24 protein-coding genes are annotated in these 24333 nt (G+C 61.2%); 15 read left to right on the top strand and 9 right to left on the bottom strand.

Going from position 1 to position 24333, the window contains the following annotated elements:
• Window positions 1–32 precede the first annotated feature (32 nt).
• Window positions 33–1163: an Mrp/NBP35 family ATP-binding protein gene (locus GVI59_RS07775; RefSeq protein ID WP_173573714.1), complete on the bottom strand. Its 1131-nt coding sequence runs from the start codon at window positions 1161–1163 to the stop codon at window positions 33–35.
• A 181-nt stretch (window positions 1164–1344) separates the two neighbouring features.
• Between GVI59_RS07775 and GVI59_RS19295 the strand changes: the two genes are divergently transcribed.
• From GVI59_RS19295 to GVI59_RS07765, 3 genes are read left to right on the top strand one after another with little or no spacing between them, the layout of a single operon-like run.
• Window positions 1345–1476: a hypothetical protein gene (locus tag GVI59_RS19295; RefSeq protein WP_269151026.1), complete on the top strand. Its 132-nt coding sequence runs from the start codon at window positions 1345–1347 to the stop codon at window positions 1474–1476.
• Entirely contained in the window at window positions 1473–2684 is a 1212-nt protein-coding gene (locus GVI59_RS07770; protein WP_173573713.1) for an OpgC family protein, read from the top strand. Before GVI59_RS19295 ends, GVI59_RS07770 begins: the two co-directional genes overlap by 4 nt.
• A gap of 51 nt (window positions 2685–2735) precedes the next feature.
• The gene (locus tag GVI59_RS07765) at window positions 2736–3359 is read left to right on the top strand and encodes an SGNH/GDSL hydrolase family protein (RefSeq protein ID WP_173573712.1); all 624 of its coding nucleotides are present in this window, start codon (window positions 2736–2738) and stop codon (window positions 3357–3359) included.
• A 194-nt stretch (window positions 3360–3553) separates the two neighbouring features.
• On the opposite strand, the gene GVI59_RS07760 is transcribed toward GVI59_RS07765, so the two are convergent.
• Window positions 3554–5539 (bottom strand): transglycosylase SLT domain-containing protein, encoded by a 1986-nt coding sequence (locus tag GVI59_RS07760; RefSeq protein WP_173573711.1) that lies wholly within the window; start codon window positions 5537–5539, stop codon window positions 3554–3556.
• Between the two features lie 194 nt (window positions 5540–5733).
• Window positions 5734–6576, bottom strand: coding sequence for a uracil-DNA glycosylase (locus GVI59_RS07755; RefSeq protein WP_194299072.1), 843 nt, complete (start codon window positions 6574–6576; stop codon window positions 5734–5736).
• Window positions 6577–6981: 405 nt separating this feature from the next.
• On the opposite strand from GVI59_RS07755, the gene GVI59_RS07750 reads away from it, so the two are divergent.
• The 4 genes from GVI59_RS07750 (at window position 6982) to leuD (ending at window position 11995) form a co-directional block, all read left to right on the top strand.
• Entirely contained in the window at window positions 6982–8778 is a 1797-nt protein-coding gene (locus GVI59_RS07750) for a tetratricopeptide repeat protein (protein ID WP_242013008.1), read from the top strand.
• A 150-nt stretch (window positions 8779–8928) separates the two neighbouring features.
• The gene (locus tag GVI59_RS07745; protein WP_173573709.1) at window positions 8929–9543 is read left to right on the top strand and encodes a methyltransferase family protein; all 615 of its coding nucleotides are present in this window, start codon (window positions 8929–8931) and stop codon (window positions 9541–9543) included.
• Between the two features lie 399 nt (window positions 9544–9942).
• Window positions 9943–11349 carry a 3-isopropylmalate dehydratase large subunit gene (gene leuC, locus GVI59_RS07740; protein WP_173573708.1) on the top strand — a complete coding sequence of 469 codons (1407 nt, stop codon included), beginning with the start codon at window positions 9943–9945 and terminating at the stop codon, window positions 11347–11349.
• A 25-nt stretch (window positions 11350–11374) separates the two neighbouring features.
• Window positions 11375–11995, top strand: coding sequence for a 3-isopropylmalate dehydratase small subunit (gene leuD, locus GVI59_RS07735; RefSeq protein ID WP_173573707.1), 621 nt, complete (start codon window positions 11375–11377; stop codon window positions 11993–11995).
• Between the two features lie 50 nt (window positions 11996–12045).
• Here the strand turns inward: leuD and GVI59_RS07730 are convergent, their stop codons facing one another.
• From GVI59_RS07730 to GVI59_RS07720, 3 genes are all read right to left on the bottom strand, one after another.
• Window positions 12046–12351 carry a hypothetical protein gene (locus GVI59_RS07730; protein WP_173573706.1) on the bottom strand — a complete coding sequence of 102 codons (306 nt, stop codon included), beginning with the start codon at window positions 12349–12351 and terminating at the stop codon, window positions 12046–12048.
• 152 nt (window positions 12352–12503) lie between these two features.
• Complete coding sequence (locus tag GVI59_RS07725) at window positions 12504–13325, bottom strand: nitroreductase family protein (protein WP_173573705.1); 822 nt, start codon at window positions 13323–13325, stop codon at window positions 12504–12506.
• The gene (locus GVI59_RS07720) at window positions 13322–13597 is read right to left on the bottom strand and encodes a putative hemolysin (RefSeq protein WP_173573704.1); all 276 of its coding nucleotides are present in this window, start codon (window positions 13595–13597) and stop codon (window positions 13322–13324) included. Before GVI59_RS07720 ends, GVI59_RS07725 begins: the two co-directional genes overlap by 4 nt.
• Window positions 13598–13946: 349 nt before the next feature.
• On the opposite strand from GVI59_RS07720, the gene pstC reads away from it, so the two are divergent.
• The 8 genes from pstC to GVI59_RS07680 all read left to right on the top strand — a co-directional run bounded on the left by pstC (window position 13947) and on the right by GVI59_RS07680 (window position 22254).
• Window positions 13947–14888: a phosphate ABC transporter permease subunit PstC gene (gene pstC / locus GVI59_RS07715; RefSeq protein WP_232878249.1), complete on the top strand. Its 942-nt coding sequence runs from the start codon at window positions 13947–13949 to the stop codon at window positions 14886–14888.
• Window positions 14889–14967: 79 nt separating this feature from the next.
• Window positions 14968–15789: a phosphate ABC transporter permease PstA gene (gene pstA / locus GVI59_RS07710; protein WP_173573777.1), complete on the top strand. Its 822-nt coding sequence runs from the start codon at window positions 14968–14970 to the stop codon at window positions 15787–15789.
• Window positions 15790–15793: 4 nt separating this feature from the next.
• On the top strand, window positions 15794–16585 hold the full coding sequence (gene pstB, locus GVI59_RS07705; protein WP_173573702.1) for a phosphate ABC transporter ATP-binding protein PstB: 792 nt from the start codon (window positions 15794–15796) through the stop codon (window positions 16583–16585).
• Window positions 16586–16597: 12 nt separating this feature from the next.
• Entirely contained in the window at window positions 16598–17296 is a 699-nt protein-coding gene (gene phoU / locus GVI59_RS07700; protein ID WP_173573701.1) for a phosphate signaling complex protein PhoU, read from the top strand.
• Window positions 17297–17305: 9 nt separating this feature from the next.
• On the top strand, window positions 17306–18016 hold the full coding sequence (phoB, locus tag GVI59_RS07695) for a phosphate regulon transcriptional regulator PhoB (protein ID WP_173573700.1): 711 nt from the start codon (window positions 17306–17308) through the stop codon (window positions 18014–18016).
• Between the two features lie 30 nt (window positions 18017–18046).
• The gene (locus GVI59_RS07690) at window positions 18047–19222 is read left to right on the top strand and encodes a sensor histidine kinase (RefSeq protein WP_173573699.1); all 1176 of its coding nucleotides are present in this window, start codon (window positions 18047–18049) and stop codon (window positions 19220–19222) included.
• A gap of 189 nt (window positions 19223–19411) precedes the next feature.
• The gene (pstS, locus tag GVI59_RS07685; RefSeq protein WP_173573698.1) at window positions 19412–20428 is read left to right on the top strand and encodes a phosphate ABC transporter substrate-binding protein PstS; all 1017 of its coding nucleotides are present in this window, start codon (window positions 19412–19414) and stop codon (window positions 20426–20428) included.
• 515 nt (window positions 20429–20943) lie between these two features.
• A complete protein-coding gene (locus tag GVI59_RS07680; protein ID WP_242013007.1) occupies window positions 20944–22254 on the top strand; it encodes a DUF763 domain-containing protein in 1311 nt (436 codons plus the stop codon).
• A 406-nt stretch (window positions 22255–22660) separates the two neighbouring features.
• Here the strand turns inward: GVI59_RS07680 and rplS are convergent, their stop codons facing one another.
• The 3 genes from rplS to rimM are packed head-to-tail and all read right to left on the bottom strand — an operon-like array spanning window position 22661 to window position 24305.
• Window positions 22661–23056 carry a 50S ribosomal protein L19 gene (gene rplS / locus GVI59_RS07675; RefSeq protein WP_010667942.1) on the bottom strand — a complete coding sequence of 132 codons (396 nt, stop codon included), beginning with the start codon at window positions 23054–23056 and terminating at the stop codon, window positions 22661–22663.
• On the bottom strand, window positions 23053–23784 hold the full coding sequence (trmD, locus tag GVI59_RS07670) for a tRNA (guanosine(37)-N1)-methyltransferase TrmD (protein ID WP_173573697.1): 732 nt from the start codon (window positions 23782–23784) through the stop codon (window positions 23053–23055). The genes rplS and trmD overlap by 4 nt, the downstream gene beginning before the upstream one ends.
• Window positions 23781–24305 carry a ribosome maturation factor RimM gene (rimM, locus tag GVI59_RS07665; protein ID WP_173573696.1) on the bottom strand — a complete coding sequence of 175 codons (525 nt, stop codon included), beginning with the start codon at window positions 24303–24305 and terminating at the stop codon, window positions 23781–23783. Before rimM ends, trmD begins: the two co-directional genes overlap by 4 nt.
• Window positions 24306–24333: the final 28 nt, after the last annotated feature.

The raw sequence follows: 24333 nt of genomic DNA, 5'->3' as shown, positions 1-24333 counted from the left end.
GAACAAAAAATATACCTGTTCTCAGACCGTGATTACCGTCTGTGTGGCAGTTTCCGCACAACCCCGGCCACGCCAGCCGCGAGCGAGCGGTAGGCCTTCGCGGCCTCGCTCTCCGGCGCTCTCACCACAATCGGCGCACCCTCATCGGCGCTGAGGCGGATGTCGGCCAGCAGCGGAATTTCGCCGAGGAACGGCACATCGAGCCGTCGCGCTTCTTCCCGAGCGCCGCCGTGACCGAACAGCTCCGTGCGGTGATTGCAGTTCGGGCAGCAGAAATAGGACATGTTCTCGACAAGCCCCAGAACCGGCACGCGGGTCTTCTCGAACATCGCCACACCGCGTCGCGCATCCAGCAGTGCAATGTCCTGCGGCGTCGAGACGATGATCGCGCCGCTCAGGACGGCTTTCTGCGCCAGCGTGAGCTGCGCGTCTCCCGTTCCCGGCGGCATGTCGATCACCAGAACGTCCAGTTCGCCCCACGCGACATCGCCGAGAAGCTGACCGATCGCGCCCATGACCATCGGGCCGCGCCAGACCATCGCCTGTGTTTCATCGACAAGCATGCCGATGGACATCGCGCGCAGTCCCCACGCCTCAACCGGGATCAGTTTGCCGTCGCGGACTTCGGGTCTGCCGCTGATGCCGAGCATACGCGGCAGCGAAGGACCGTGGACATCGGCGTCCATCAGCCCGACCGACATTCCTTCCAGCGCCAGTCCGGCCGCCAGATTGACGGCGGTGGTCGATTTGCCGACGCCGCCCTTGCCTGACGAGACGGCGATCACGGTACGAACCTGCGGCAGAAGCGGTTCGGACGCGTCCCTGTTCCCGACGCCCCCCAGGGGCCGATGTCCGCCTCCGGCTTTCGGCTCCGGTCGTGATGTTGTCGGGTTGGGCGCTGTCGGACGGTGCGCCGTCAGCAGCACGCTGGCGCGCCATTCCGGAAACGCCCTGTCCAGCGCCTGTTCGGCGGCGGTAGCACTTTTTTCGAGATGCGCAGCAAGAGCCGGAGCCACGGCCAGCGTCAGGCGGATGCGTCCGGCAGCGGTCTGACAGGCTTCGATCTGCCCGATTTCCAGCAGCGACCGCCCACTGGTCGGTTCGACGACACTCCTGATGACTGTCTCGATTTCCTCACGCGAGGGAACCCGCTGCTCGGCCATGACATCGCCTCTTTTCTCTGCTGTGAGGGTGTATATGGCGTCTATAAACCGGAACGACCAGATGGAATGCGCACCAATCTTTCACCGGAACGCCTCATAAAGCATTCCCTGTCATGGTTGCGGCATACGGTCGATCGCCGGATCGGCCTGTTACGCCCGTCGTCTCCTGAAAGAATGTTGCATGGATACCAGTGTCTCCGAAAAATGCATCAGAAAGCCGGATGGCGGCTCTCACCCTTCCGTGATTGATTGCTATAAGGCGCGTGTTTCCGGCGACCACTCCATTGCCGCAGCCGTGCAGGACAGGACATGACCGCCACGACCTCCTCTTTCCCGCTTTCCGACCACTCTTCTCCTGAAGGCCGGACAGACAGGGCCACGGTCGCCCTGAACGCTGCGCCCGCCACCAAACGGGTCCGCGACCATCGCGTGGACGCCCTGCGCGGGATCGCCCTGCTGATGATGTTCGTGGACCATATGCCACAGAACCTCCTCAACCGGCTGACCATCCGGAACCTTGGCTTTGCCGACGCCGCGGAAATTTTCGTGCTGCTGGCCGGATACGCCTCCTGGCTGGCTTACGGACGAGGTTTTCCGAAATACGGCGTGCCGGAGACGCTCCGCAAGATCGCCATCCGCTGTGGCAAGCTCTACATCGCCCAGACGCTGATGATGCTGGCCTTTGTCGTCATCATCCGCACATGGCGCAATTTCACACCTGTTCCCGTCGATTTCCTTGAGCCCGAACTGGCGTACGGTCTTTCCAATTTCTGGCGTGTGTTTCTGCTGGACGCCCTGCCGTCCAACCTGAACATCCTGCCGCTTTACATGGTGCTGCTGGGGGCCTTTCCCCTGATGTTCTGCGTGATCCGGTTCAACCGTTTCCTCGCGCTGGGACTGAGCTTCGCCCTGTGGCTGCTGATCAACATCGACCCCAGTGTCAATTTCCCCAACTGGCTTGATCCCGATGGCTGGTATTTCGACCCGCTGGCATGGCAGTTCCTGTTCGTGCTCGGCGCATGCGGGGCCATCGAGGCCGGTCGTCACAACGGGAACCTGCCTTCCTTTTCCTGGCTGAAGATTCTTTGCGGGGGCTATCTGATGTTCTCGCTGCTTGAGGCTTTTCCATGGACGCAGTGGGGGCTGCCGACCATTCGTCCGCTCGCCCTGCCCTCTCCCGACAAGAGCACGCTGGCTCCCCTGCGGCTGCTGGATGTTCTGGCCATCTTCTATCTGGTGCAGTCGTCGCAGCTTGCCCGGCAGTTCTCGGAGACAAGACTGGGGCAGGCGCTGGCGCTGTGCGGGCGTCATTCGCTGGAAGTCTTTACGGTCGGCACGGTTCTGGACCTGATCGGTCGTCTGATCTTCACCACCTTCGGGGAAGGTTGGCTGTTTCAGGTCGTGATCAACATTGCTGGCCTGTGGATTCTCTACTGTGTGACGGTTGTGTACGAGCGTAAACGTAACCGTGCGCGTGGGCTGGTGAAGCCATCGGAACCGAAGCAGCCGGCCGCCTCCTGAGCAGCACCGCCCCCTGCGGGGACGCCGCCAACAGACACAGGAACCGATACCATGAGCCATTTCCCCCGTCTGACCCGGCTATTGCAGGCCGGTTCCTCCGTGAAGATCTGCCTGTTCGGCTCCTCCACCGTCGAAGGCGTCGGCGCAAGCGCGCCTGAAAATGGCCTGTGTCCGGTCGTGGAGCGGACATTGCAACCTTACATGCCGAACGGTGTGACCATCATCAATCGCGGAATCGGCGGGGATGGCGCGGAGGAAATGCACGCCCGGCTTCAGCAGGTGATCGACGACCGCGCCGATCTGGTCATCTGGCAGGGCGGCACGAACGATGTCTGGAAAGAAAAACCCGTCACCAGCTTCATTGACCAGACCCGTGATGATCTGGAGCGTCTGCGTCGGGAGGACGGGTGCGATCTGGGCATGATCGGGCCGCAGTGGTGCAAGATGCTGGAAGAACTGCCGGGCTTTCCGGCTTTCCGGGACGCCGTGCCGGCGCTCGCCATCGAGATGAACATCCCGTTCTTCAACCGCTACGCGCTGATGAAATCCTGGTGCGCCGAGTATCACATCACCCGCGAACAGCTGTCTCCCGATGGGCTGCATCTGAACGATTTCGGCTACAAGCTGCTCGGCGAGGCCGTGGCGCGCTGGATTGTCGAGATGACGGGGATTTAGGTTTCCGCGGCTGACGGGTTCGCCTTACGTTTCTCGGGGCTTTGCCCCGAACCCTACAAAGGGACGCAGTCCCTTTGATCCCAATTTATTAAATTAAAGGGGTGAAGGGGTCTGTGATCCCTTCCGGGTGCAGGGCAGAGCCCTGCTTGATCGCTCATTTATTAAAGAGAAGAGCGTCTTTCAAAGCCGACCAGTCAGTGAATGGTCGGAGAGATGTTCGCAGACGCCAGATGCAGACGCGATGGAGCTGCAAGCTTGAGCTCCGGACCAAAGCCCGGCCACTGGCCGTCCGCCAGCGCTTCCAGAGACGGCGTTGGCAGATCGAGGCGGTCGGCATAGGTCCAGAGATAGGAGAAGGCCTGCATCACATAGGCCCGCGTCTGACCATTCGGCAGGCGTTCCATGTAGAGCAGCGGATCTTCTGACACACCCGCACTCGCCTCCCAGTGGGAAATCGAACCCGGCCCGGCATTGTAGCTCGCCAGCAGACGGATAAGATCACCACCCTCTGGCGCCGCCTGTCCGGCCCAGCTCAGATGGGCAAGATATTTCACATACCGCTGACCGATTTCAAGGTTCAGGCCGGGGTCATGCAGCACCTGCGGCGAGGACGCGAACCGGTCCGCCTGTCCTGTCACAAAGCCTGCCGTGCCGGGCTGGATCTGCATGAGACCGTGCGCCCCCGCACCAGAGACCGCGCCCGGATCAAAATTGGATTCCAGACGGGTCAGGGCATAGACCAGCGCCGGATCGACGGTGAACCCATGGCGCGGGTGCAGCGCAGGCAGCGGCAGATGCTCGCCGTGCTTGCCGGAAGACTGCTCCATCGCCTGAACGGAATCCGCCATTTCCAGCGCCAGATCGTTCAGTCCGGCCGCAGCGGCCACAAGCTGGAAGGACTGCGCCAGAGCGGTATCACGCACGATCTGCGGCCAGTAGCGACGCAGCGCCTGCTCCGCCCGCTCCTGCTCACCCACCTGCAACAGGGCGAACACGCGGCGGCCCACCGGGGTAGCGCCCACGGCTTCCACATCGATTTCCGTCAGGAGCGGTTCGGAAGGCGCTGCGTCCGCCGAAACTTCGAGAGCGGCATCCTGCACAGCGTTGTCACGCATCACATGGTGCGGCACGCGCTCCATCATACGACGCGCCAGCAGGCCATAAAAGCTGGTCGGAGCTGCCTGGGCCCGCTGAAGCCAGGGGCGGAAAGACGTCATCTCTCCAAGCTCCTGATGCCCGCGAGCCGCCCAGAACGCCGCTGCCGAGATCAGCTCCGGCGTCACGAGCGGCGCACGGGAGGCCTTCTCGAACAGGGCCACGGCTTCCGCTTTGTGCCCCTGCGCCCAGGCGGCCAACCCGGCCATATAGGCGGGGAAACCAACCTTTTCGTTGCCGCGACGGAAAGCCTCGCGGGCGGTTTTCTCCGCAGCGGCAAAGGCTCCCTGACTCAGAAGAGCCTGAGCGACTTCCCCACCCAGCTGTGCTGCATAGGGTGGCGTCATGCCCGGCGTGATCGCAATCAGATGCAGGGCGCTGTCCGCCCCTTTTGCACCCAGCGCGGCGCGTTCCATAACCGTGCGGTCCAGCAGCGCATTGCGCACGAAGGCACGATCCATCGACCCGTTGGCGATCCCGGCGCGCGCGCCGCCAAGCATGGCGAGAGAAGGAGCCGGAGGAAGCGGCACCCCACGCTCCGAAAGCGATGCCAGACGCGAGTAGACCGCCGGTGCATCCGCCATATCAGCGTGGTCATGCAGCCAGCGCCGCATTTCGGCAGCACTGGGATGGTAGGAGGGGCTGAGAATTCTTTCGGCCAGAATGTCGGCCAGAAGCGTGGTGTCAGTCAGACGGGTCGTGCTGGCCAGCGCCTCGCTGAAAGCGCTCTGTCGCTGAAGTCGGAAAATGGCCCGCACAAGGGTCGCCATGTCCGACGAGAGCGGACGAGGCAGCGCAACACCCGCATCATCAGGCCCGCCATAGGGCAGACGCGACACCGCCATGGCCACTTCATCGCTTCCATGACCATCGTGCCTCGACCGGTCCGATGACTGCGGCTCTCCACCATCAGGGGGAACCGGCAGCGGCCGCGCACTGGCGAAGGATGCTCCCGTCAGCAAGGCAGCGCCGGCAAGCAGAAACCTGGCGGCGATCGAGTGGGAAATATGACCTATGGCTCGCATGGTGGCGGGGGTCTATAAGTTCCCACTGCAAAATGCAAGCTTGCTGACAATCATCGCACGGCAACAGGCAAGCTTCACTCAGGAATACTCCTTGCAAACGCTTGAATTCCTGTGATTGTCACAAGTGGTAGAGAGATGCCTCTACCTGATTCTATTCCTGCCGCCCTGCCTTCATTATTCCACTATTACGTTACTTAATTCACGGTGCCATCGAGTGTTACCGCAAGTAACAGCATGTCATCCCATATCTGACGGCGAGCGGTCGCTCCTGCCCGCAACTGGGAAGGGTGCCGCATCGCCATGACCGGCCTCTGCCCCCCCCCCTCCGGACCCCATGACGTCGTGCGCCAGCAACCGCGTGCACGGGCAGGATTTACGTCCGGTCCGAGCAACATCCTTGTTGCCAGTCCGCCACACAAAACCAGCCTTTCGGGCTGATAGAGGGCTATACTTCTGAGAAGCATGGGCAGACATTGCGCAACCTCGACGGGAGATGGAGGTCGTCCCCCCGGTGGACGCCATGGAATCGCCGGGGCCAGAATCATCTCCTCCCGGCTTCGCCCGATCGAGGCGAGCATACGGGTCAGAAGGCTTCCGGATTCCCCCGAAAAAACGACACCGCTCCTGTCTTCATCAGCATCCGGCGCATCGCCGATCACCATCACGCGCGCACCGACCGGGCCACGCGGCAGGACGGTGTGAGTCGCCGTGCCGCGCAGATTGCAGGCCACGAAACCGTCAATAGCTTTTTCCAGCGCCTCAATGGTCGTGATCCCGTCCAGCGCCCGTAGCGTGGCCTCAGGAGCGGCCGATAATGCGGCAGCCGGGGAGTGCAGTTCTTTGCGGGCGGTCGGTGGTCGCGGTTCGACATTCCTGACAGCACGCTCGATCGCCGGAACAGCCGCCTGATTTGCCGTGCGCGCCGCCTGTTCGGTCGCCCACTCGGCAAACCGGTCGTGAGGCTCCTCATCCAGCAGGACGTCAACGCCCCACTCAATCTGCAACTCCAGCAGCGCCGCAACCGCACCAGCGTCCATGGTCACCAGACTCTCCACACCTTCTGCACTCCTTCTATAAAGAAAGAGTGGCGGCCCGTCCTCCTGTCAGAAGGAGATCATCCGCATTCCGCACAGAAAAGCAGGGCATGGTCCGCTGAGCCGCCAAAGAAATCAGACCGTCCAGCCACAAGACCAGCCACAAGAAATGTACTTCCATGCTGGAAAATGCTGCGGTTGGACAGAATTTCCGACTTCATCGCGTGACTGTTGCGTCATGAATGAACCAGAGGGAACCTCTTCTGCATCCATCCTTTTTCAAACTTCATCAAGCAAACAGGCTTGTGGTTGGCCGATCACGCTTGCCGGGTTAAATCTTTCCCATGGCCGTTACAGCCACGGGATGCGACCATCCCATTCACACATCGTCAGGGGCTCATCGCCATCATGCCAATTCGTCCTGTCCTGTCCGCCCTGCTGCTGGCTTCTCTTCTGTCCAGTAGCGCGATAGCTGCGGGACAGAAGGCGCCGACCACACCACCGAAGACGAACGCAGCTCCGTTTGTGCCGGTGGATGCTCCGGATTTTCTGGTGGGACTCGTCGCCGCACGCGCCAATGATTACGCCACGGCCGCGCAGGCCTACAGCGCGGCGCTGGCGAAAGACCCGAACAATATGGAACTGCTCCGGCAGGCCTTCTCCGAAGCCGCTCTGGCCGGAGCCTCCAACGCCGTGGATCTGGCGCGTCAGACTCTGGCGAAAGCAGGCGGTCGCAGCATTCTGACCGCCTTTGTCCTCGGCAATGACGCCGTGCTGCATGACCGCTGGCAGGAGGCGTCCGAAGCCTATCGGAGCATGCCCTCCGATGCCCTGACCAACATCCTGTCGCCCCTTCTGCAGGCATGGTGTCTTGCCGGAGAAAAGAAATACACGGACGCCATCGCGCTTCTCACCTCGCCGAAGCACAGCGCGTCGCCCGCCGCTCCTTTCTATGTCGGTCACGCCGCTCTGATCGCTCTTCTTGCCGGGGACACCGGGCAGGCCAGAACGCTGTTCGACAAGGCCAACCAGCTCTTCCCCGCCAGCGACCTGCTGATCAACCGCGCGCGCGCCAACCTGCTCTGGCAGACAGGGCATCAGAGCGACGCCCGGAACCTGCTCCGTGCGGCGACGGGCAGTGACACTGTCCTGTCCCTCGCCGAACCCGAGTTACAGGCAGCCATCGACAGCCCGCCCGTACCGACCGCCCGCGATGGCGTGGCGCATGCTTATGTACTGGTCGCCTTCATTCTCCGGCAGCAGGCCCTGCATGCGCCGGAAGTGGACAGCATGCAGCAGATCAACATCGCCTCGGCCATGATGCTGCGCATGGCGCTGACCCTTGATCCGACGATGGCCATCGCACGCCTGATGCTGTCGGAAATTGAAGAGAGTCTGGGACATAAAGACATCGCCATCGCGGTATTGCAGAATCTGCCGGACACCAATCCGCTGATCCGCGTCGCACAGTATCGCGTGGCCATGCTGGAAGATCAGCTCGGCAACCATGCGGACGCCCGCAAGACGCTGGAGCGTCTGTCTCACGATGCGCCGAACCTCGTACTGCCCCTCCGCTCGCTCGGCACCATCCTCTCGGAAAGCAAGGACTGGCCCGCTGCGATTGATGCGTTCAACAAGGCGATCACCAATGCCCGCGCCAGCCAGACCCTGGACTGGACGCTGCTGTTCGAGCGGGCCGCGGCCTATGAACGCACCAACAACTGGCCGAAAGCCGAGGCGGATCTGCAGGAAGCGCGCAAGATGGTTCCCGATGAACCACTGCTGCTGAACTTTCTCGGCTATGGCTGGGCGCAGCGTGGACTGCATCTGACTGAAGCCACCGAACTTCTGAAGCGGGCGCTTGCCCTCGATCCTGACGACGCCGCCATCCGCGACAGTCTTGGCTGGGTTCTGCTGCGCTCAGGCGATCTGCCTCACGGTTCGGAACTGATCGAACGGGCCGCCGAACAGACGCCGCTCGACCCGGAAGTAAATTATCATCTGGGCGTGGCGTACTGGGATCTCGGCCGGAAAACCGAGGCGATCGATCAGTGGAATGTCGCGCTCGGCCTGAAGCCTGAACCTGACGATCAGCAGCGCATCCAGTCGGCGCTGGATTTTTCCCGGACGGCGGATATCAAAACGAAATTCCCGATCCAGGATGTTGTCGCCCCGGTGCAACAGGGCAGCACCGTCGTTCAGTAAACCCCCGCGTTACGGCGTTCTTTAGGGTCAAGGGGAGGCGTTTTCTGTTGAACAGGAAACGCCTCCCCTGTGTTGCCTCAGGCAATCAAATATTTACCGAAATATCCATAATTAAAAAATTCCTATCAACGATGAAGCGTGTCTTCCTTCATGACGCCTTATGCACCTCTGATTGAACGCGGCGAAAAACTCCTGCTTCTGGGTGCCGGCTGTTATTTCGTCTTCAAGAATTTCACGCCTGTTTTCGTCACACATAATATCGTGGCATGCCTTTATATGGCGGAAGCTCTGCTCGACATGACCTTTACGGTCATCCGACAGCGCGGCCCTCTCAGCCACAACTGGCGTGACTGGCTCGTTGCCGTATTGGGAACATATGCCAGTCTGCTCGTCGTCGCGGCGCCGCAGGTTCCCCCTGTTCTTCCAAGCGTGCTCTGCGGCAGTCTGGCTCTGATCGGCATCCTGCTTAGCCTCACCGCCAAACTGTCCCTACGCAGAAGCTTCGGAATCATCGCCGCATCGCGACAACTGAAAACCGGCGGTCCCTACAGAGTTATCCGTCATCCGATGTATGCCGGTTATCTTCTGATGCAGATGGCTTTTCTTCTGCAATATCCCACGATTCATAACACCGTGGTTCTTCTCTTCACCTGGTGGATGCAGATCATGAGGATCAGAGCCGAGGAAAAGATACTCGGAACCCGCAAAGAATGGGTCGACTGGTCACAAGGGGTAAAGTGGAAACTTTTCCCCTTTGTTTTCTGATGGTTCCTGAGGCTGTTTTCCTCTTCCGCCGGAAAAATTGAGGAACTGACGTCTCATCTTCCCCTCAGAGAACGACATATCTGTCGCGGCGTCTTTCTGCTTTGCACACGCGCTTTTCAGGGCTTTGTCTCTGAACGCTACAAAGAGACGCGTCCATTTGATCCCGGTCTTGCCGAAATAAACAGGTGGAGAGCAGCGCCCTTCTTGATCTCCCGGCCTTCGCACCTCACTTTCCGGGAAAGAGCGGAATATCGAAGACGCTGTCCGCATGTTATAATAAGTAGCGGGTCTTTCTGCTTCCTCGCCCTGCACGCACCATCATTGTGCAAGACCGAACTTGACGGTCCGTATGGCCGGGGGGCAAAGGTCTGCTTCATTTCGGGATAATCAGGATTGGCCATGTCACCGCGTACTCTGTTCGACAAAATCTGGGACAACCACGTTGTCGATACCCTCGAGGACGGGACCGCCATCCTGTATATCGACCGTCACCTTGTGCATGAGGTGACCAGCCCGCAGGCGTTCGAAGGGCTGCGTCTGGCCGGGCGCAAACTGCGTCATCCGGAAAACACGATCGCAGTTGTTGACCACAACGTGCCGACCTCCGATCGCACCCAGCCGATCGAGGAGCCGGAAAGCCGCAATCAGATCGAGACGCTGGAACGCAACGTCAAGGAATTCGGCGTTCCGTATTTCCCGCTGCTGTCGGCCAATCAGGGCATCGTGCATGTGGTCGGTCCCGAGCAGGGCATCTCGCTGCCGGGCATGACGATCGTCTGCGGCGACTCCCACACCTCCACGCATGGCGCGATGGGCGCTCTGGCGTTCGGCATCGGCACCTCCGAGGTCGAGCATGTGATGGCCACGCAGACCATCCTGCAGAAGCCCGCCAAGAACATGAAGATCGCCGTCGAGGGTGAGCTTGCTCCCGGCGTAACGGCGAAGGACGTGGTGTTGGCGATCATCGGCAGGATCGGAACGGCTGGCGGCACCGGTCATGTCATCGAATTCTGCGGTTCCGCTATTCGCGGACTGGACATGGCTGGCCGCATGACGGTCTGCAACATGGCCATCGAAGCGGGCGCGCGCGCTGGTCTGATCGCCCCGGATGAGACGACATTCGAATATGTGAAGGGTCGCCGTTTTGCACCGAAGGGCGAAGGCTACGATCAGGCCGTTGCTTACTGGAAGACGCTCGCCGCCGATGAAGGCGCCGTTTACGACACGGAAATCACGCTGCGCGCCGAAGAGATCGAGCCCTGCCTGACATGGGGCACCAGCCCTGAGAATGTGCTGCCGATCAATGGCACGGTACCGGACCCGGCTGATGAACCCGATGAAGCCAAGCGGGCGCAGATGGTTCGCATGCTGGACTATATGGACCTGAAGGCCGGACAGAAAATCGCGGGAACGCCGGTCGATGTGGTGTTCATCGGCTCCTGCACCAACAGTCGTATCGAGGATCTCCGGGCGGCGGCGTCCATCGCAGCCGGTCGCAAGGTCGCCGATGGCGTGCGGGCGATGATCGTGCCGGGCTCCGGTCTGGTGAAGGCGCAGGCCGAGGAAGAAGGTCTGGACCGCGTGTTCCTCGACGCCGGTTTCGAATGGCGTGAGGCAGGCTGCTCCATGTGCCTCGGCATGAACCCGGACAAGCTGACGCCGGGACAGCGGTGCGCCTCGACCTCCAACCGCAACTTCGAGGGGCGTCAGGGACCGGGTGGTCGCACCCATCTGCTGTCCCCCGCGATGGCGGCGGCGGCGGCGGTGACCGGCGTGCTGACCGACGCCCGTGAGCTTACGAACTGATTTCGGCAGAGAAGGACGAAGACCGATGGAGAAATTCACCACTCTGACGGCCATCGCGGCACCTCTGCCCGAGGCCAATATCGACACGGACAAGATTATTCCGGCCCGCTTCCTCAAGACGACGAAGCGCACCGGTCTTGGCGTGCATGCGTTCGACGGCATGCGCTATCGCCCGGACGGCTCGGAAAACCCGGATTTCGTGCTGAACAGGGAGCCGTATCGCAAGGCGGAGATTCTTGTGACGCACGAGAATTTCGGCTGCGGTTCGTCGCGTGAGCATGCGCCCTGGGCGCTGCTCGATTTCGGCATCCGCTGCGTGATCGCGCCATCCTTTGCCGACATCTTCTTCAATAACAGCTTCAAAAACGGCATCCTGCCGATCCGTCTGCCGCGTGAAGTCTGCGATGAACTGATGGGCGACGCCTCGCAGGGGGCCAACAGCCGCATTACGGTCGATCTGGCGCGTCAGGTGGTCATCCGTCCGGACGGACAGGAAATCAGCTTCGAGATTGATCCGCTGCGCAAGCATCTGCTGCTTGAAGGGCTGGATGATATTGGTCAGACGCTGAAGCGCGAAAACGCCATCGAGGCGTTCGAGACGAAGCGGAAGCAGGACGAGCCCTGGTTCCCGAAGATCGCTGTCTGACGGGAAAGACTGCTCCCCGCGCGCAAGCGGGGAACAGTCCTGACGGGCGCTCAGCCCAGTTCGATATCGACTTCGCGGATTTCCGCCCGATGTTTCTCGGGCGGGTGTCCCACATGGAACGGAACGTCCGGCGCAAGTTCGACATCGGACAGATCGGAGACTGCGATGCAGCTCCATTCGCCCTGTGGCGGCACGCGCTTTTCGTGCGCATCTTCACCACGATACATCAGAACCTTTCCCACGTTGTCGCCCTTGCCGAGCACATGGGGTGAACCGCTCTGGGCCTTGCCGCTCAGTGTGAAGTTGACGGCGCTCTTCTTTTCAATGGCTTCGCGCAGGGTTTTGTAGGCTGACATGTCTGGCACTCCTTAAGCCGGAGCGGACGCACTCTCCGCCCGTCTCTTCTTCGGAACCGAACGACCGGGAAGCAGGAGTCCGCTTCCCGTGTTCACCGAAAATGCCTGTCCAGCATCCTGCCTCGAAGACAGTGTGTCAAAACATGTCAGGGTTACCGAAGACGAAACCCCTGCTTTTCCAGCACATCCCGCAAATGGTCCCGCCCATGCAGCGCCTTTGGTGAAGCAAGGCGGGGCAGCGTCGCGTCCGCCCAGCGTTTCTCAGGCAGACCCTCGGCTTTCTGGAAGGCGGCATAGACATCGTTGTAGCGGGTGACGCCTTCCTGCTCGCCGCTCGCATCATACTGCTCCCGATGCAGCACGACTGACGGAGCAAGGCGCGGCTTGATATGGGCCGGCCTGTCGGGGTCCGGAAAACCGACGCTCAGACCGAAGGCCACGGCTGTCAGGGGCGGCAGATTGAGTTCCTTCGCCACCGCCTCGCTGTTGTTGCGCATCGCGCCGAGATAGACGATTCCGAGACCGGCGGCCTCAAAGGATGCGACGGCGTTCTGCGCCGCAATGCCCACGTCCACCGCCCCGACCATGAAGGTGTCGAGATAATCAAGGTTCTCCGTCGGCTGCCCTTCCGTCTCGCCCAGACGCTTGAGACGTCCGAAATCGATCAGCCAGACCAGCAGCAGGGGCGCCTGCCGGATGTGGGCCTGATTGCTGGCCAGCGTCGCCAGACGGTCCTTGCGGGCCTGATCCTCGATCGCCACCACGCTCCATATCTGCATGTTGCAGGAAGAAGAAGCGGACTGTGCGGCGGCGATGGCCGCTTCCAGCGCGCCTTCCGGCAACGGGGTATCAAGATAGGCGCGCACGGTCCGGTGGGCCATCAGACTTTCCGTGATCGCGTCCGGTGTGACGGACGGAACCGGCACGTCGGGTCCGTAGCGTTCTTCCCAGAGGGCGCTGAAACGATCTGTCATCGCGGCTCGTCTCCTTTTGTGGGGCTGGCGTGATCGCGCCGGAACAGGGCCCATTCCTCCATGGAGGCGCCATCCGGCAGATGGCAGATGCCGCGAACACCGTCAGCGCCCTGCTGCATTTCGAGGCGACCGCCGATTTTCTGGCAGTAGACAGAGGCTGGATTGGCCATACCGATCCTGTGCTCCCTGGGAGGCTGTGTCTCTGCGCAGGCTGATAATGTCCCGATCATCAGGGCGGAGGCTCCTGCTGCCATGATTTTGCGATGCGTCATGATCCGGCTGTACTCTCTGTTGTGGTCACCACTTGCGCTTCACCATACGGCAGGAAAGGAGCCCGGGAAAATCATAAAGAAATCTATTTCTGCGGGATCCATCCCCATTAAAAATACGTGCTTTCCAAAGACGATGACGGAGCAAAAGCCCGGTCGGCCGGGCTTTATCGGAAAGACGCAATAAAAATGTCATGAACCCACATGTCATTCCACGGTTGCCCGGTTGATGACCGTTAAGTAATGGTCGGGCCGTATCAGAAAGCGGAGCGTCTGATTCATGAACGGTATAGCGCGGACGGCTGGAACAGTTCCCGGGAAGCCGCCGGAAAGCACAGAAGCGCAAGAGACGATGCTTGGAGCCGGATCCCGCCTGAACGGCGATTCCATTTTTCGGTGGTTGGTGACGACGGCGGGGATTGGTGTCCTGCTGCTGCTTGGCGGGATCATTCTCGTCATGATCAGCGGAGGGATGAAGGCGTTCGAGACATTTGGCCCCTCCTTTTTCACGACCTCCATCTGGAACCCTGTCACGCAGCATTTTGGCGCGCTGGCTCCCGTCTTCGGCACGATTGTCACAAGTCTGATCGGACTTGTCGTCGCTGTTCCGCTGGCTTTTGGCGCGGCGTTCTGGCTGACCCAGATGGCTCCTGCCCGCATTTCGTTCGCTGTCGGCATGGCCGTGCAGCTTCTCGCGGCGGTCCCCTCCATCATCTTCGGCATGTGGGGCTTCTTCGTCATCGTGCCACTGATCGCCCGCTATGTGCAGCCCACCCTGCACCACTGGTTCGGTCACGTTCCGGTTGTCGATGCGCTGGTGGCGGGCGCGCCGTTCGGGACGGGTCTGATGACGGGTGGCCTGATCCTCGCCGTCATGATCATGCCGTTTGTCACGGCGGTCATGTGCGACGTGTTCACGTCCATCCCTGCCGTGCTTAAGGAAAGTGGCTTCGGACTCGGGGCAACGCGCTGGGAAGTCATGCGTAACGTCATCCTGCCCTGGTCCAGAAGCGCGGTCGTCGGCAGCGTCGTGCTCGGCATGGGGCGGGCGATGGGCGAAACGATGGCCGTCACCTTCGTGATCGGAAACGCCAACAAGATCGGCTGGTCCCTGTTTGCGCCGGGCAACACCATCGCCTCCCTGATCGCGCTCGAGTTTCCCGAGAGCCCGGCCGGCAGCGTGAAACTGTCGGCGCTGATGGCGCTGGGCGCGATCCTGATGGCGATGTCTTTTGTCGCGCTGGCGATTTCCCGTGTTCTGCTGGGTGTATCCGGCAAGAAGGAAGGGCGGTGACATGACCCGGCCGAACGAAACTCATCGTCCGTCGCAGGCAGTTGCGGTGGACGGCTGGAAGGTCAACAGCTCCCTCGCGATGCGTCGGCGTCTCATGGACCGGCTGGCGACCGTGCTCAGCATCAGCGCGACTGCTGTGGCGCTGATCGCGCTGGGCTCGATCCTGTTCACACTCATCATCCGCGGCGCGGGCGGCCTCTCGCTGATCACCTTCACCCATTCGACGGCCTCGCCGGGACTGAACGGCGGTCTGGCGAACGCCATCGTCGGCAGTCTGATCCAGACCGCCGTGTCGATCCTGATCGGCGCGCCGATCGGCATGATGTGCGGCATCTATCTGGCGGATTACGGACGTGGCTGGATGGCCAGCACCACGCGGTTTGTCTCGGACATGCTGCTGTCCGCGCCGTCGATCCTGATCGGCCTGTTCATCTATGAGCTGGTTGTGGTGCCGACAGGGCAGTTCTCCGGGCTTGCCGGTTCGCTGGCTCTGGCGATTCTGGCGCTGCCCATCGTGGTCCGCACGACGGAAGACATGCTGCGTCTGGTGCCTGTTTCCCTGCGGGAAGCCGGGATCGGGCTGGGCGCGTCCAAGTGGCGTGTCATTCTCTTCATCTGCCTGCGTGCGGCCCGCACGGGTGTCCTGACCGGCGTGCTGCTGGCCGTGGCCCGCGTGGCGGGTGAGACAGCCCCGTTGCTGTTCACTTCTCTGGGCAATCTGGACTGGTCCGTCAGCCTGACACGCCCGATGGCCAGCCTCCCGGTCACCATCTATCAGTATGCGGGTTCGGCGTTTGACGACTGGGTCCAGCTCGCATGGACCGGCGCCCTGCTGGTCACGGTAGGCGTCCTGATCATCAATATTCTTGTCCGTGTCGGCTTTGGCCGTAAGGGAGCATAAACGAATGACCACCCAGACAGACAACGGACAGGCTGTCACTGAAAAACCGGCGATTTCCGTAAAATCGCTCGACTTCTATTACGGCGAGCACAAGGCGCTCCGTAACATCTCCATGGATTTCGCCCGCCGCAAGGTGACCGGCATGATCGGTCCCTCCGGCTGCGGCAAATCCACTCTGCTCCGTGTGCTCAACCGGATGTATGACCTCTACCCCGGCCAGCGGGCCACCGGCGAGGTCGTGTTTGACGGTCGCAACATCATCGGACAGGGGATTGACCTCAACCGGCTGCGCGCCCGGGTGGGCATGGTCTTCCAGAAGCCCACGCCGTTCCCGATGTCGATCTATGACAACATCGCCTTCGGTGTGAAACTGCACGAGAAACTCTCCCGCTCCGAGATGGATGGTCGTGTCGAGGACGTGCTGCGGCGCGTCGCCCTGTGGGCGGAGGTGAAAGACCGCCTGAAGGCTTCCGCGACGGCCCTGTCCGGTGGCCAGCAGCAGCGCCTCTGCATCGCCCGCACCATCGCCACCCGTCCGGAGGTCGTTCTGCTTGACGAACCGACCTCCGCTCTCGATCCTGTCTCCACGGCCCGCATCGAAGAACTGCTTGATGAACTCAAGAAAGAGTTCACGATCGCCATTGTGACACACAACATGCAGCAGGCGGCGCGCTGCGCGGATCAGGTTGCGTTCTTTTATCTTGGTGAACTTGTGGAAATGGACAGCACTGACCGGATGTTCACGGCACCGAGGGAAACCCGGACGCAGGATTACATCACCGGTCGATTTGGCTGAGGAGAGCAGGCGATGACTGAATCGACACACACCGTCAAAAGCTACGAGCAGGAACTCGAGCATCTCGGCAGCCTGATGGCCCGGATGGGGGGACTGGTCGAGCGCCAGACAGCACAGGCCGTAAAAGCCGTGGTGGAAGGTGATGAGGAAGCGGCTCTGGAAGCGCCCGAGCTTGATCCGGAAGTCGACGAACTGGAGCGGGAGGCCGAAGCGCTGGCCATCCGTATCCTCGCCCTGCGTTCGCCGATGGCTGTCGATCTGCGCACCATTGTCGCGGCCCTGAAGATCACCGGTGATCTGGAACGGATCGGCGACTACGCCTCCTCCATCGCCCGCCGGGCCATGAAGCTCGAGACGGAAGGCAACATCTCCCTGGTGGGTCTGCGGAATATGGGTCATCTGGTGCAGAACAACCTGCGCCGCGCCATCGACGCCCTGACCACCAAGGACCGGGATGGCGCTGTCGCGGTGTGGCAGTCCGACACGGCGGTCGATGAGCTCTACACGGCCATGTTCCGTGAACTGATGACCTACATGATGGAAGATCCCCGCAATATCGGGACCTGCATCCATCTGCTGTTCGTGGCCAAGAATCTTGAGCGTATCGGCGATCATACGACCAACATCGCCGAACGCGTCTATTATGCCGTAACGGGCGAAATGCTGCCTGCCGTTCGCCCCCGCGGCGGTCGCAGCTATCCTGCTTCCTGAGGAATATGAATGTCGGAGACATCCGGTAACAGTGGATTACGCATCCTTGTAGTGGAGGATGATCCTGCCCTGCAGGTCATGCTGCGCTACAATCTGGAAAAACAGGGGTACCGGGTCGAGGTCGCCGGAGACAGCGAGTCAGCACAGGCCGCCTTTTCCAGCTTCCGTCCCGCTCTGGTCCTGCTGGACTGGATGCTGCCCGGCGGAGCGAGCGGGCTTGATCTCTGCCGACGCTTTCGGGCCTCCCCGGGCGGTCATGAACTACCCATCATCATGCTGACCGCCCGCTCCGAGGAAGCGGATTCGATCCGTGGTCTCGAGACCGGCGCGGATGATTATCTGACCAAGCCCGTCAGCATGGCGACTCTGGAAGCGCGTATCCGGGCGCTCCTGCGCCGCACTCAGGCCCCGGCGGAAACACTGGCGTTCGAGGACATCGTTCTGGATCTGGTCAAACACCGTGTGGAACGCGGCGGACGTTCCGTGCAGCTTGGACCGACGGAATTCCGTCTGCTTGAATTCTTCATGCGTCGTCCGGGCCGGGTCTTTTCACGCGAGGAAATCCTGCGGTCGATCTGGGGCGAGAACATCCACGTCGAAATCCGCACTGTGGACGTGCATATCCGGCGACTGCGCAAGGAGATCAACGGTCCGGATGAAAAGGATCTGATCCGCACCGTACGCTCGGCGGGTTACGCGCTGGACAGCGAGGGCGAATAACATCCCCGCGCTTCTCGGAAAGAGCGGGACATGACGGCGGCAGATATTGTGGCCTGCCTGCTTCCTGTCTGCCTGACAGGTGGACTGGCCGGATGGTTCCTGCGGGGACGCAGTCTGTCCCGCGTGCTGCCCGGCAGCGTGCGGGCCCGGAGGGAAGAAGTCGGCACCTCCTCGGTGTCTCTGGAGGAAGTGCTCGACCTTCTTCCGGAAGCCGCCGTTCTACTGGACGGGCATGGCGCGCTCCGCTTCGCCAATATTGAGGCGCGCGAAGCGTTTGGTGACGCCCTTGGCACGATCATGCGCTACCCGGACGTGTTTTCCGCCATGCGGCACCTCAATGGCGTCATGGTGAAGGCCAGCGCCGAGTTCGTGCTGACGGTTCCTGTGCGACGGGTCGTGCGGGTCGATCTTCGTCTGTTACCTGAAGTGCTGGCGACCGGACCGGCCCATATTCTGGCCATTCTGACGGATTGTTCGGAACGTGACGCCGTTGAGAGAATGCGTTCCGACTTCGTGGCCTACGCCAGCCACGAGCTGCGCACACCGCTGACGGCCCTGATCGGATTCATTGAAACCCTGCGCGGTCCTGCCGCCGATGACCCTGCCGCGCAGCAGCAGTTTCTGGCGATCATGGCGACCCAGGCGCACCGGATGCAGCGTCTGATCGAGCAACTGCTTGAACTGTCCCGCGCCGAAATGCTGGAGCACCGCAAACCGCGGGGCAGCATAGATGCGAAACACGTCGTTGAGCTTGTCCGCGATGAACTGAGCAACCTGTGCGCCGCACGGCACGTTCAGCTGGAGACGAAAGCGACCGACATTCCTGTTCTCGGAGACCAGGAACAGATTATCCGGGTCATTGTAAATCTCGTCGAGAATGCGGTGAAATATGCGGGCGCGGATGGCCGTCCCGTCAGGATTTCGCTGTCCGCGGAACACAAGGTCCTGCTGGGACGGCCGGGGGTGGCGTTTGTCGTGCAGGACAATGGCGTCGGTATCGACGAGGAACACCTCCCCCGTCTGACCGAGCGATTCTACAGGGTGGATGGGAATCGCAACGCGCCCGCCTCCGGCTATGGACTGGGACTGGCGATTGTCCGTCATATCGTGGACCGACATGACGGGAGTCTGAAAATCACCAGCCGGATCGGACAGGGCACCCGCTGCGAGGTCTGGCTACCCTGTGTACGGGAAGCCCGGGCGTAGTATCTGCCCATAAGCCTCCGGCATTGTCAGGGCGCTCATTCCTGCTGTCTGGCAAAGAAGGAAGATCAGTGTCAGTCTTTAAAGGACTGTCATCAACTCATCATTTTCCCTCGCGGGTTCCGTGAGGTAGAGCGATGCATCGGCGGCCTTGGTCCCATCGGCCGCTGCGCTATTTCAATGGAGTTGGGAATGCTCAACAAAACCCGTTTTCTCACCGCTCTTCTGCTGACAGCGGCGCCGGTCATGGCTCATCAGGCGCACGCCGCCGACATCACCGGCGCTGGCTCGAGCTTTGCCGCACCGATCTATCAGGCCTGGGGTGACGGTGCGAAGTCGGCGATTGGCGTTTCCCTGAACTATCAGAGCGTCGGTTCCAGCGCCGGCCAGAATCTGGTGACGGCCCGCACGGTCGATTTCGGTGCGTCCGATGCGCCGATGGCTGACGACAAGCTGACATCGTCCGCTCTTTACCAGTTCCCGACGGTCATCGGCGGCATCGTGCCGATCGTCAACATTCCGGGCATTGCATCCAACCAGCTGAAACTGAACGGTTCCGTGCTGGCGGACATCTATCTCGGCAAGATCTCCAACTGGAATGACCCGAAGATCGCCGCTCTCAACCCGGGCGTTTCCCTGCCGGACGTCGCCATTGCTCCTGTGCATCGCGCAGATGGCTCCGGCACGACCTTCGTGTTCACATCCTACCTGACCAAGATGTCCGCTGACTGGAAAGATCAGGTCGGCGCCGCGACATCCGTTCAGTGGGCCGGTGGCGCAGGTGCTCGCGGCAATGATGGTGTCGGCTCCTCGGTGCGTGCGACCGAAGGTGGCATCGGTTACGTCGAGTATGCCTACGCCCGTCGCAACAGCATCCCGACAGTCCAGCTGCAGGACAAGGATGGCGAGTTCGTATCCCCTGACCTCGGCAGCTTCTCCGCCGCTGCGGCTTCGGCTGACTGGGATCATGCATCGCACTTCGCTGTCGATCTGCTGAACGGCGCTGGCAAGAACGTGTGGCCTATCGTTTCCGCAACATTCGTGCTGGTTCCGACCAACCCGAAGGACGCGGCTCGCGCCGACGCGGTTTACAAGTTCTTCGACCACTCCTTCCGCACGGGTGATGCAACGGCTCAGAAGCTCGATTACGTCGCTCTGCCAGAAAGCGTGAAGCAGAAGATCGAAGCCGGTTATCCGGGCAAGAAATAATAGTTTGCCTTATCGCTCCGGGCTGAGGCCCGGAGCATCCCTGAACACTGTCAGGCTTTCATCTGGTTGTCCTGCTAAATGCACCAGAAACGAGAACAGACGTTTTACTCACCTTATCCCGATCTGTTTCAAGTCAGCCTGAATGGTGCGCTCCTGATAAAGCAGCGCCCGTTGATGACATCCCGTTTCAAATCAAAAATCCTCATAACCTGAAAAAGCGAACAGGCTTTCTCCGGCAGGACATGCCTGCCCTATGGAGAAGCGATCCGGTCATGGAGTTCGGCAGAGAACGGCATGGGCTGCATCCTTCTGTGAGAGCCCCTATGCTTCGCCAGTCCGTTTCATTGAGGACACAGGCTGAGGAAGCCATGATCGCATCCCTCCTGTCGGTTCTAAATCACCCCTGCCCGGAAGCGTCCGATCACAGGTGGAACCTCGGCTTCCGATACTGCGATACCAGGCATGGCGAATAACTGATAAAACCATTTCCCAAGGCAAAAGCAGGGTGAGTGGACATGACGCGTCGATCCGGAAGTGCCGATATGCCGCTGCATGGCGGTCGCGTGCCGCAGTGGCTTGCCGATCGGATGAGCAGTCTGGGAGCCGTGATCACACAGGCCATTGTCCATCATTACGGACGCGATGAATTTCTGCGACGTCTGGCCCATCCCTTCTGGTTCCAGTCCTTTGGCGCTGTCATGGGCATGGACTGGCATTCTTCAGGCATAACAACCAGCGTGATGGGAGCCCTCAAGCGCGGGCTGGCCCCCTTGTCCGATGAACTGGGCCTGCATGTCTGTGGCGGTCGGGGCCGACATTCCCGGCACACGCCGGATGAACTGACTGCCGTGGCGGACATGACAGGGCTGGACGGCGCGGCGCTGGCGCGAGCGAGCCGACTGGTCGCCAAGGTGGACAGCGCTGCGGTTCAGGACGGCTTTAACCTGTATCTGCACAGTTTCGTGCTGGCGGATGATGGCCGCTGGGTGGTCGTGCAGCAGGGTATGAACGGGGGAAGCCGCTATGCCCGTCGCTATCACTGGCTGTCGGAAGGGCTGACGAGCTTCGTTGCCGACCCTCACAGCGCCATCGACGGAAAACCGCTCGGAAACATCGTCAATCTTGCCGATCGGCGCGCGGACAGGAGTCGTGTCGCGCAACTCGACCTGTTGCGTGATCTGGGACCGGACAAGGTGGCGCGTGAAGTATCCGCGCTGAGAACCGCGGAACAGGCCGCTCCGGAACAGGGAATGTTGCCGCATCTGGTGATGCCGGAACATCATGATGTGCGCTCTGGTGACGTGATGATCCGGCGGCTGCATGGCGCGCTTGCCGCGGCGGCCGATCGGGGACCGGAGGACTTTCAGGATCTGCTTCTGACGCCGGGCGTAGGCGCGAGAACCGTGGAGGCATTGGCCATGGTGGCGGAAGTCGTGCACGGAACGCCCTGTCGTTTTGCCGATCCCGCCCGTTTCTCCATGGCGCATGGTGGAAAAGACCGCCACCCCTTCCCTGTGCCGACCGAGGTGTATGATCGCACCATCGCCATGCTGAAAGGCGCTGTGGAGCAGGCGAGTCTCGGAAATGATGAACGGCTTGAGGCCATTCGCCGGCTGGATGCCCAGGCGCGACGTCTGGAGCAATGGGTCTCAGGCCCCTCGCTGGACGACCATATCGCGGCGGAAAGAGCTCAGTCCCATGCCTATGGAGGTCGAAGCGTGTTTGGCTGGGAACCACCTTCGAAAGCAAAAGCTGAACGACCAAAGGCTGAAGCAGTTCGGGTGGAGAAAAAGCGCAGACCACCCCGGTTTGCGCTTACGCCTTGAGGCAGGAACAATCCGTTCCGTTTCTGATCCATCCTCGACCGGCATTTAAAAGACAGCCGGAATGCATCCGCTTCAAAAGCGTTCATCGTGGACACGATACATGACGCTGCTTGCACTGTGATGGGAGCACGATTCTCACAGGTTTCCACTCAAGGAAAACTGTCGCAGCTTACGGCAGGTCCGTGTCAGATTTTATGGATGGAATAGAAAGCGGATACTGCTGACAGAATGGAAGCAGTTCTGAGGCATCGCAGGATGCGTGGAACGCAAAGAAACGGCTTTTTCAGCGCGTTCAGTTCATCACCACCATCGTCAGTCCTGACTGACGGAACGCCGGGAAATCAGCGTTGAAAGCCTTGCTGCCCGGAAAATCTTACCAGATCTTCCGGGCAGAACCTGAATACTATCAGGCGCTGGCTTTTGCCTTGGCAGCCGGTGTCACGTCACGGGGACGCTCGGCGATACGGGCGGACTTACCGCTACGGCCACGCAGGTAGTACAGCTTCGCACGACGGACCTTACCGCGACGGACGACCTTGATCTCGGCAAGCGTCGGCGCATAGAGCGGGAATACACGCTCCACGCCTTCACCATTGGAGATCTTGCGAACCGTGAAGTTGCTGTTCAGGCCCTTGTTGGAGCGGGCGATGACAACGCCTTCGTAAGCCTGAACGCGCTCGCGCTCGCCTTCCTTGACGCGGACGGACACGCGGACGGTGTCGCCAGCCTGGAAAACAGGTACTTCACGAATGGCGGTGAGGCGGGCGATTTCGTCGGCCTCGTACTGCTGGATGATGTTCATAGGGACTGTCCTTCCTGAACGGATGGTCTGGAACTACTGTGCGACAGATGGGCTGCCCACAGGTCGGGCCGACGCTCGCGCGTGACCCGCTCGGATTGTTCGCGCCGCCAACGGGCGATGGCCGCGTGGTTTCCGGACAGAAGGACGTCCGGCACCGAGCGGCCCTGCCATTCAGCGGGGCGGGTATAGTGAGGATATTCAAGAAGACCGTCGGAAAAGCTTTCCTCGACACCGCTTTCCGCAGAGCCCATGACGCCGGGCAGCAGCCGCACGCAGGCATCCAGCAGCACCAGCGCCGCCGTCTCCCCACCTGAAAGCACATAATCCCCGATCGAGACCTGCTCGATGGAGCGTGCTTCCAGAACGCGTTCGTCCACACCTTCGTAACGCCCGCAGAGCAGGGTCACGCCCGGCCCCGCCGCGTAACGACGGATATCGGCCTGGGCCAGCGGACGACCACGCGGGGTCAGGTAGACGCATGGAGCGCCATCCTGCCGCGAGACAGAGTCCAGCGCCGTGTCCACCACATCCGCACGCATCACCATGCCCGCACCACCCCCGAAGGGTGTGTCGTCCACGGCGTTGTGACGTCCGAGCCCGAAGGCCCGCAGGTCGCGCACATCGCAGTTCCACGTTCCGTTCTCCAGCGCCCGACCGGCCAGTGACTGGCCAAGCGGTCCCGGAAACATCTCGGGGAACAGGGTGAGGATTGTCGCCGTCCAGCTCATGCCTTCTCCCCTTTCGGCACCTGCGCTTCCTCGCCGATCACCTCCACCGGACGCACGACGATCATGCGACGGTTAGGAAAATCGATTTCGGGTACACAGGCCTTGGAAAAAGGCAGGATCAGACCGCTATCGAGTTCGAGACTCGTACCCGCGCCATAATCATGCACCGTGACAACCCTGCCGATCGAAGCCCCCTCTTCCACAGCGTCCAGACCGAGCAGGTCACTGTGATAGAACTCGTCCTCGTCCGGCTCAGGCAGCACGTCGCGGCTGACATAGAGCTTGCGGTTGACCAGCGCCTGCGCCGCTGTCCGGTCGGCAAGTGGCTTGCCCTGCGCGTCACGCAGTTCCGCCACACCGCCCGAACGCCAACTCAGCGTCCAGCGATCACCACGATCATCCGTCAGCACCCCATAGGAGACCAAGGAGTCCTCATCGGTGGCGTAGCTGTGCACATGCACAAGCCCGCGCACACCGTGCGGCCTCCCTATGACTCCAATCTGGATGCGTTCGTCAGTCATGGCGAGAAAGCGTCTTCCGGTCTTTCAG

It is taken from the genome of Acetobacter sicerae (assembly GCF_011516765.1).
Lineage (GTDB): Bacteria > Pseudomonadota > Alphaproteobacteria > Acetobacterales > Acetobacteraceae > Acetobacter > Acetobacter sicerae.
Note: the sequence above shows the minus strand (reverse complement) of the source record. Positions and strands in the feature narration are given on the sequence as shown.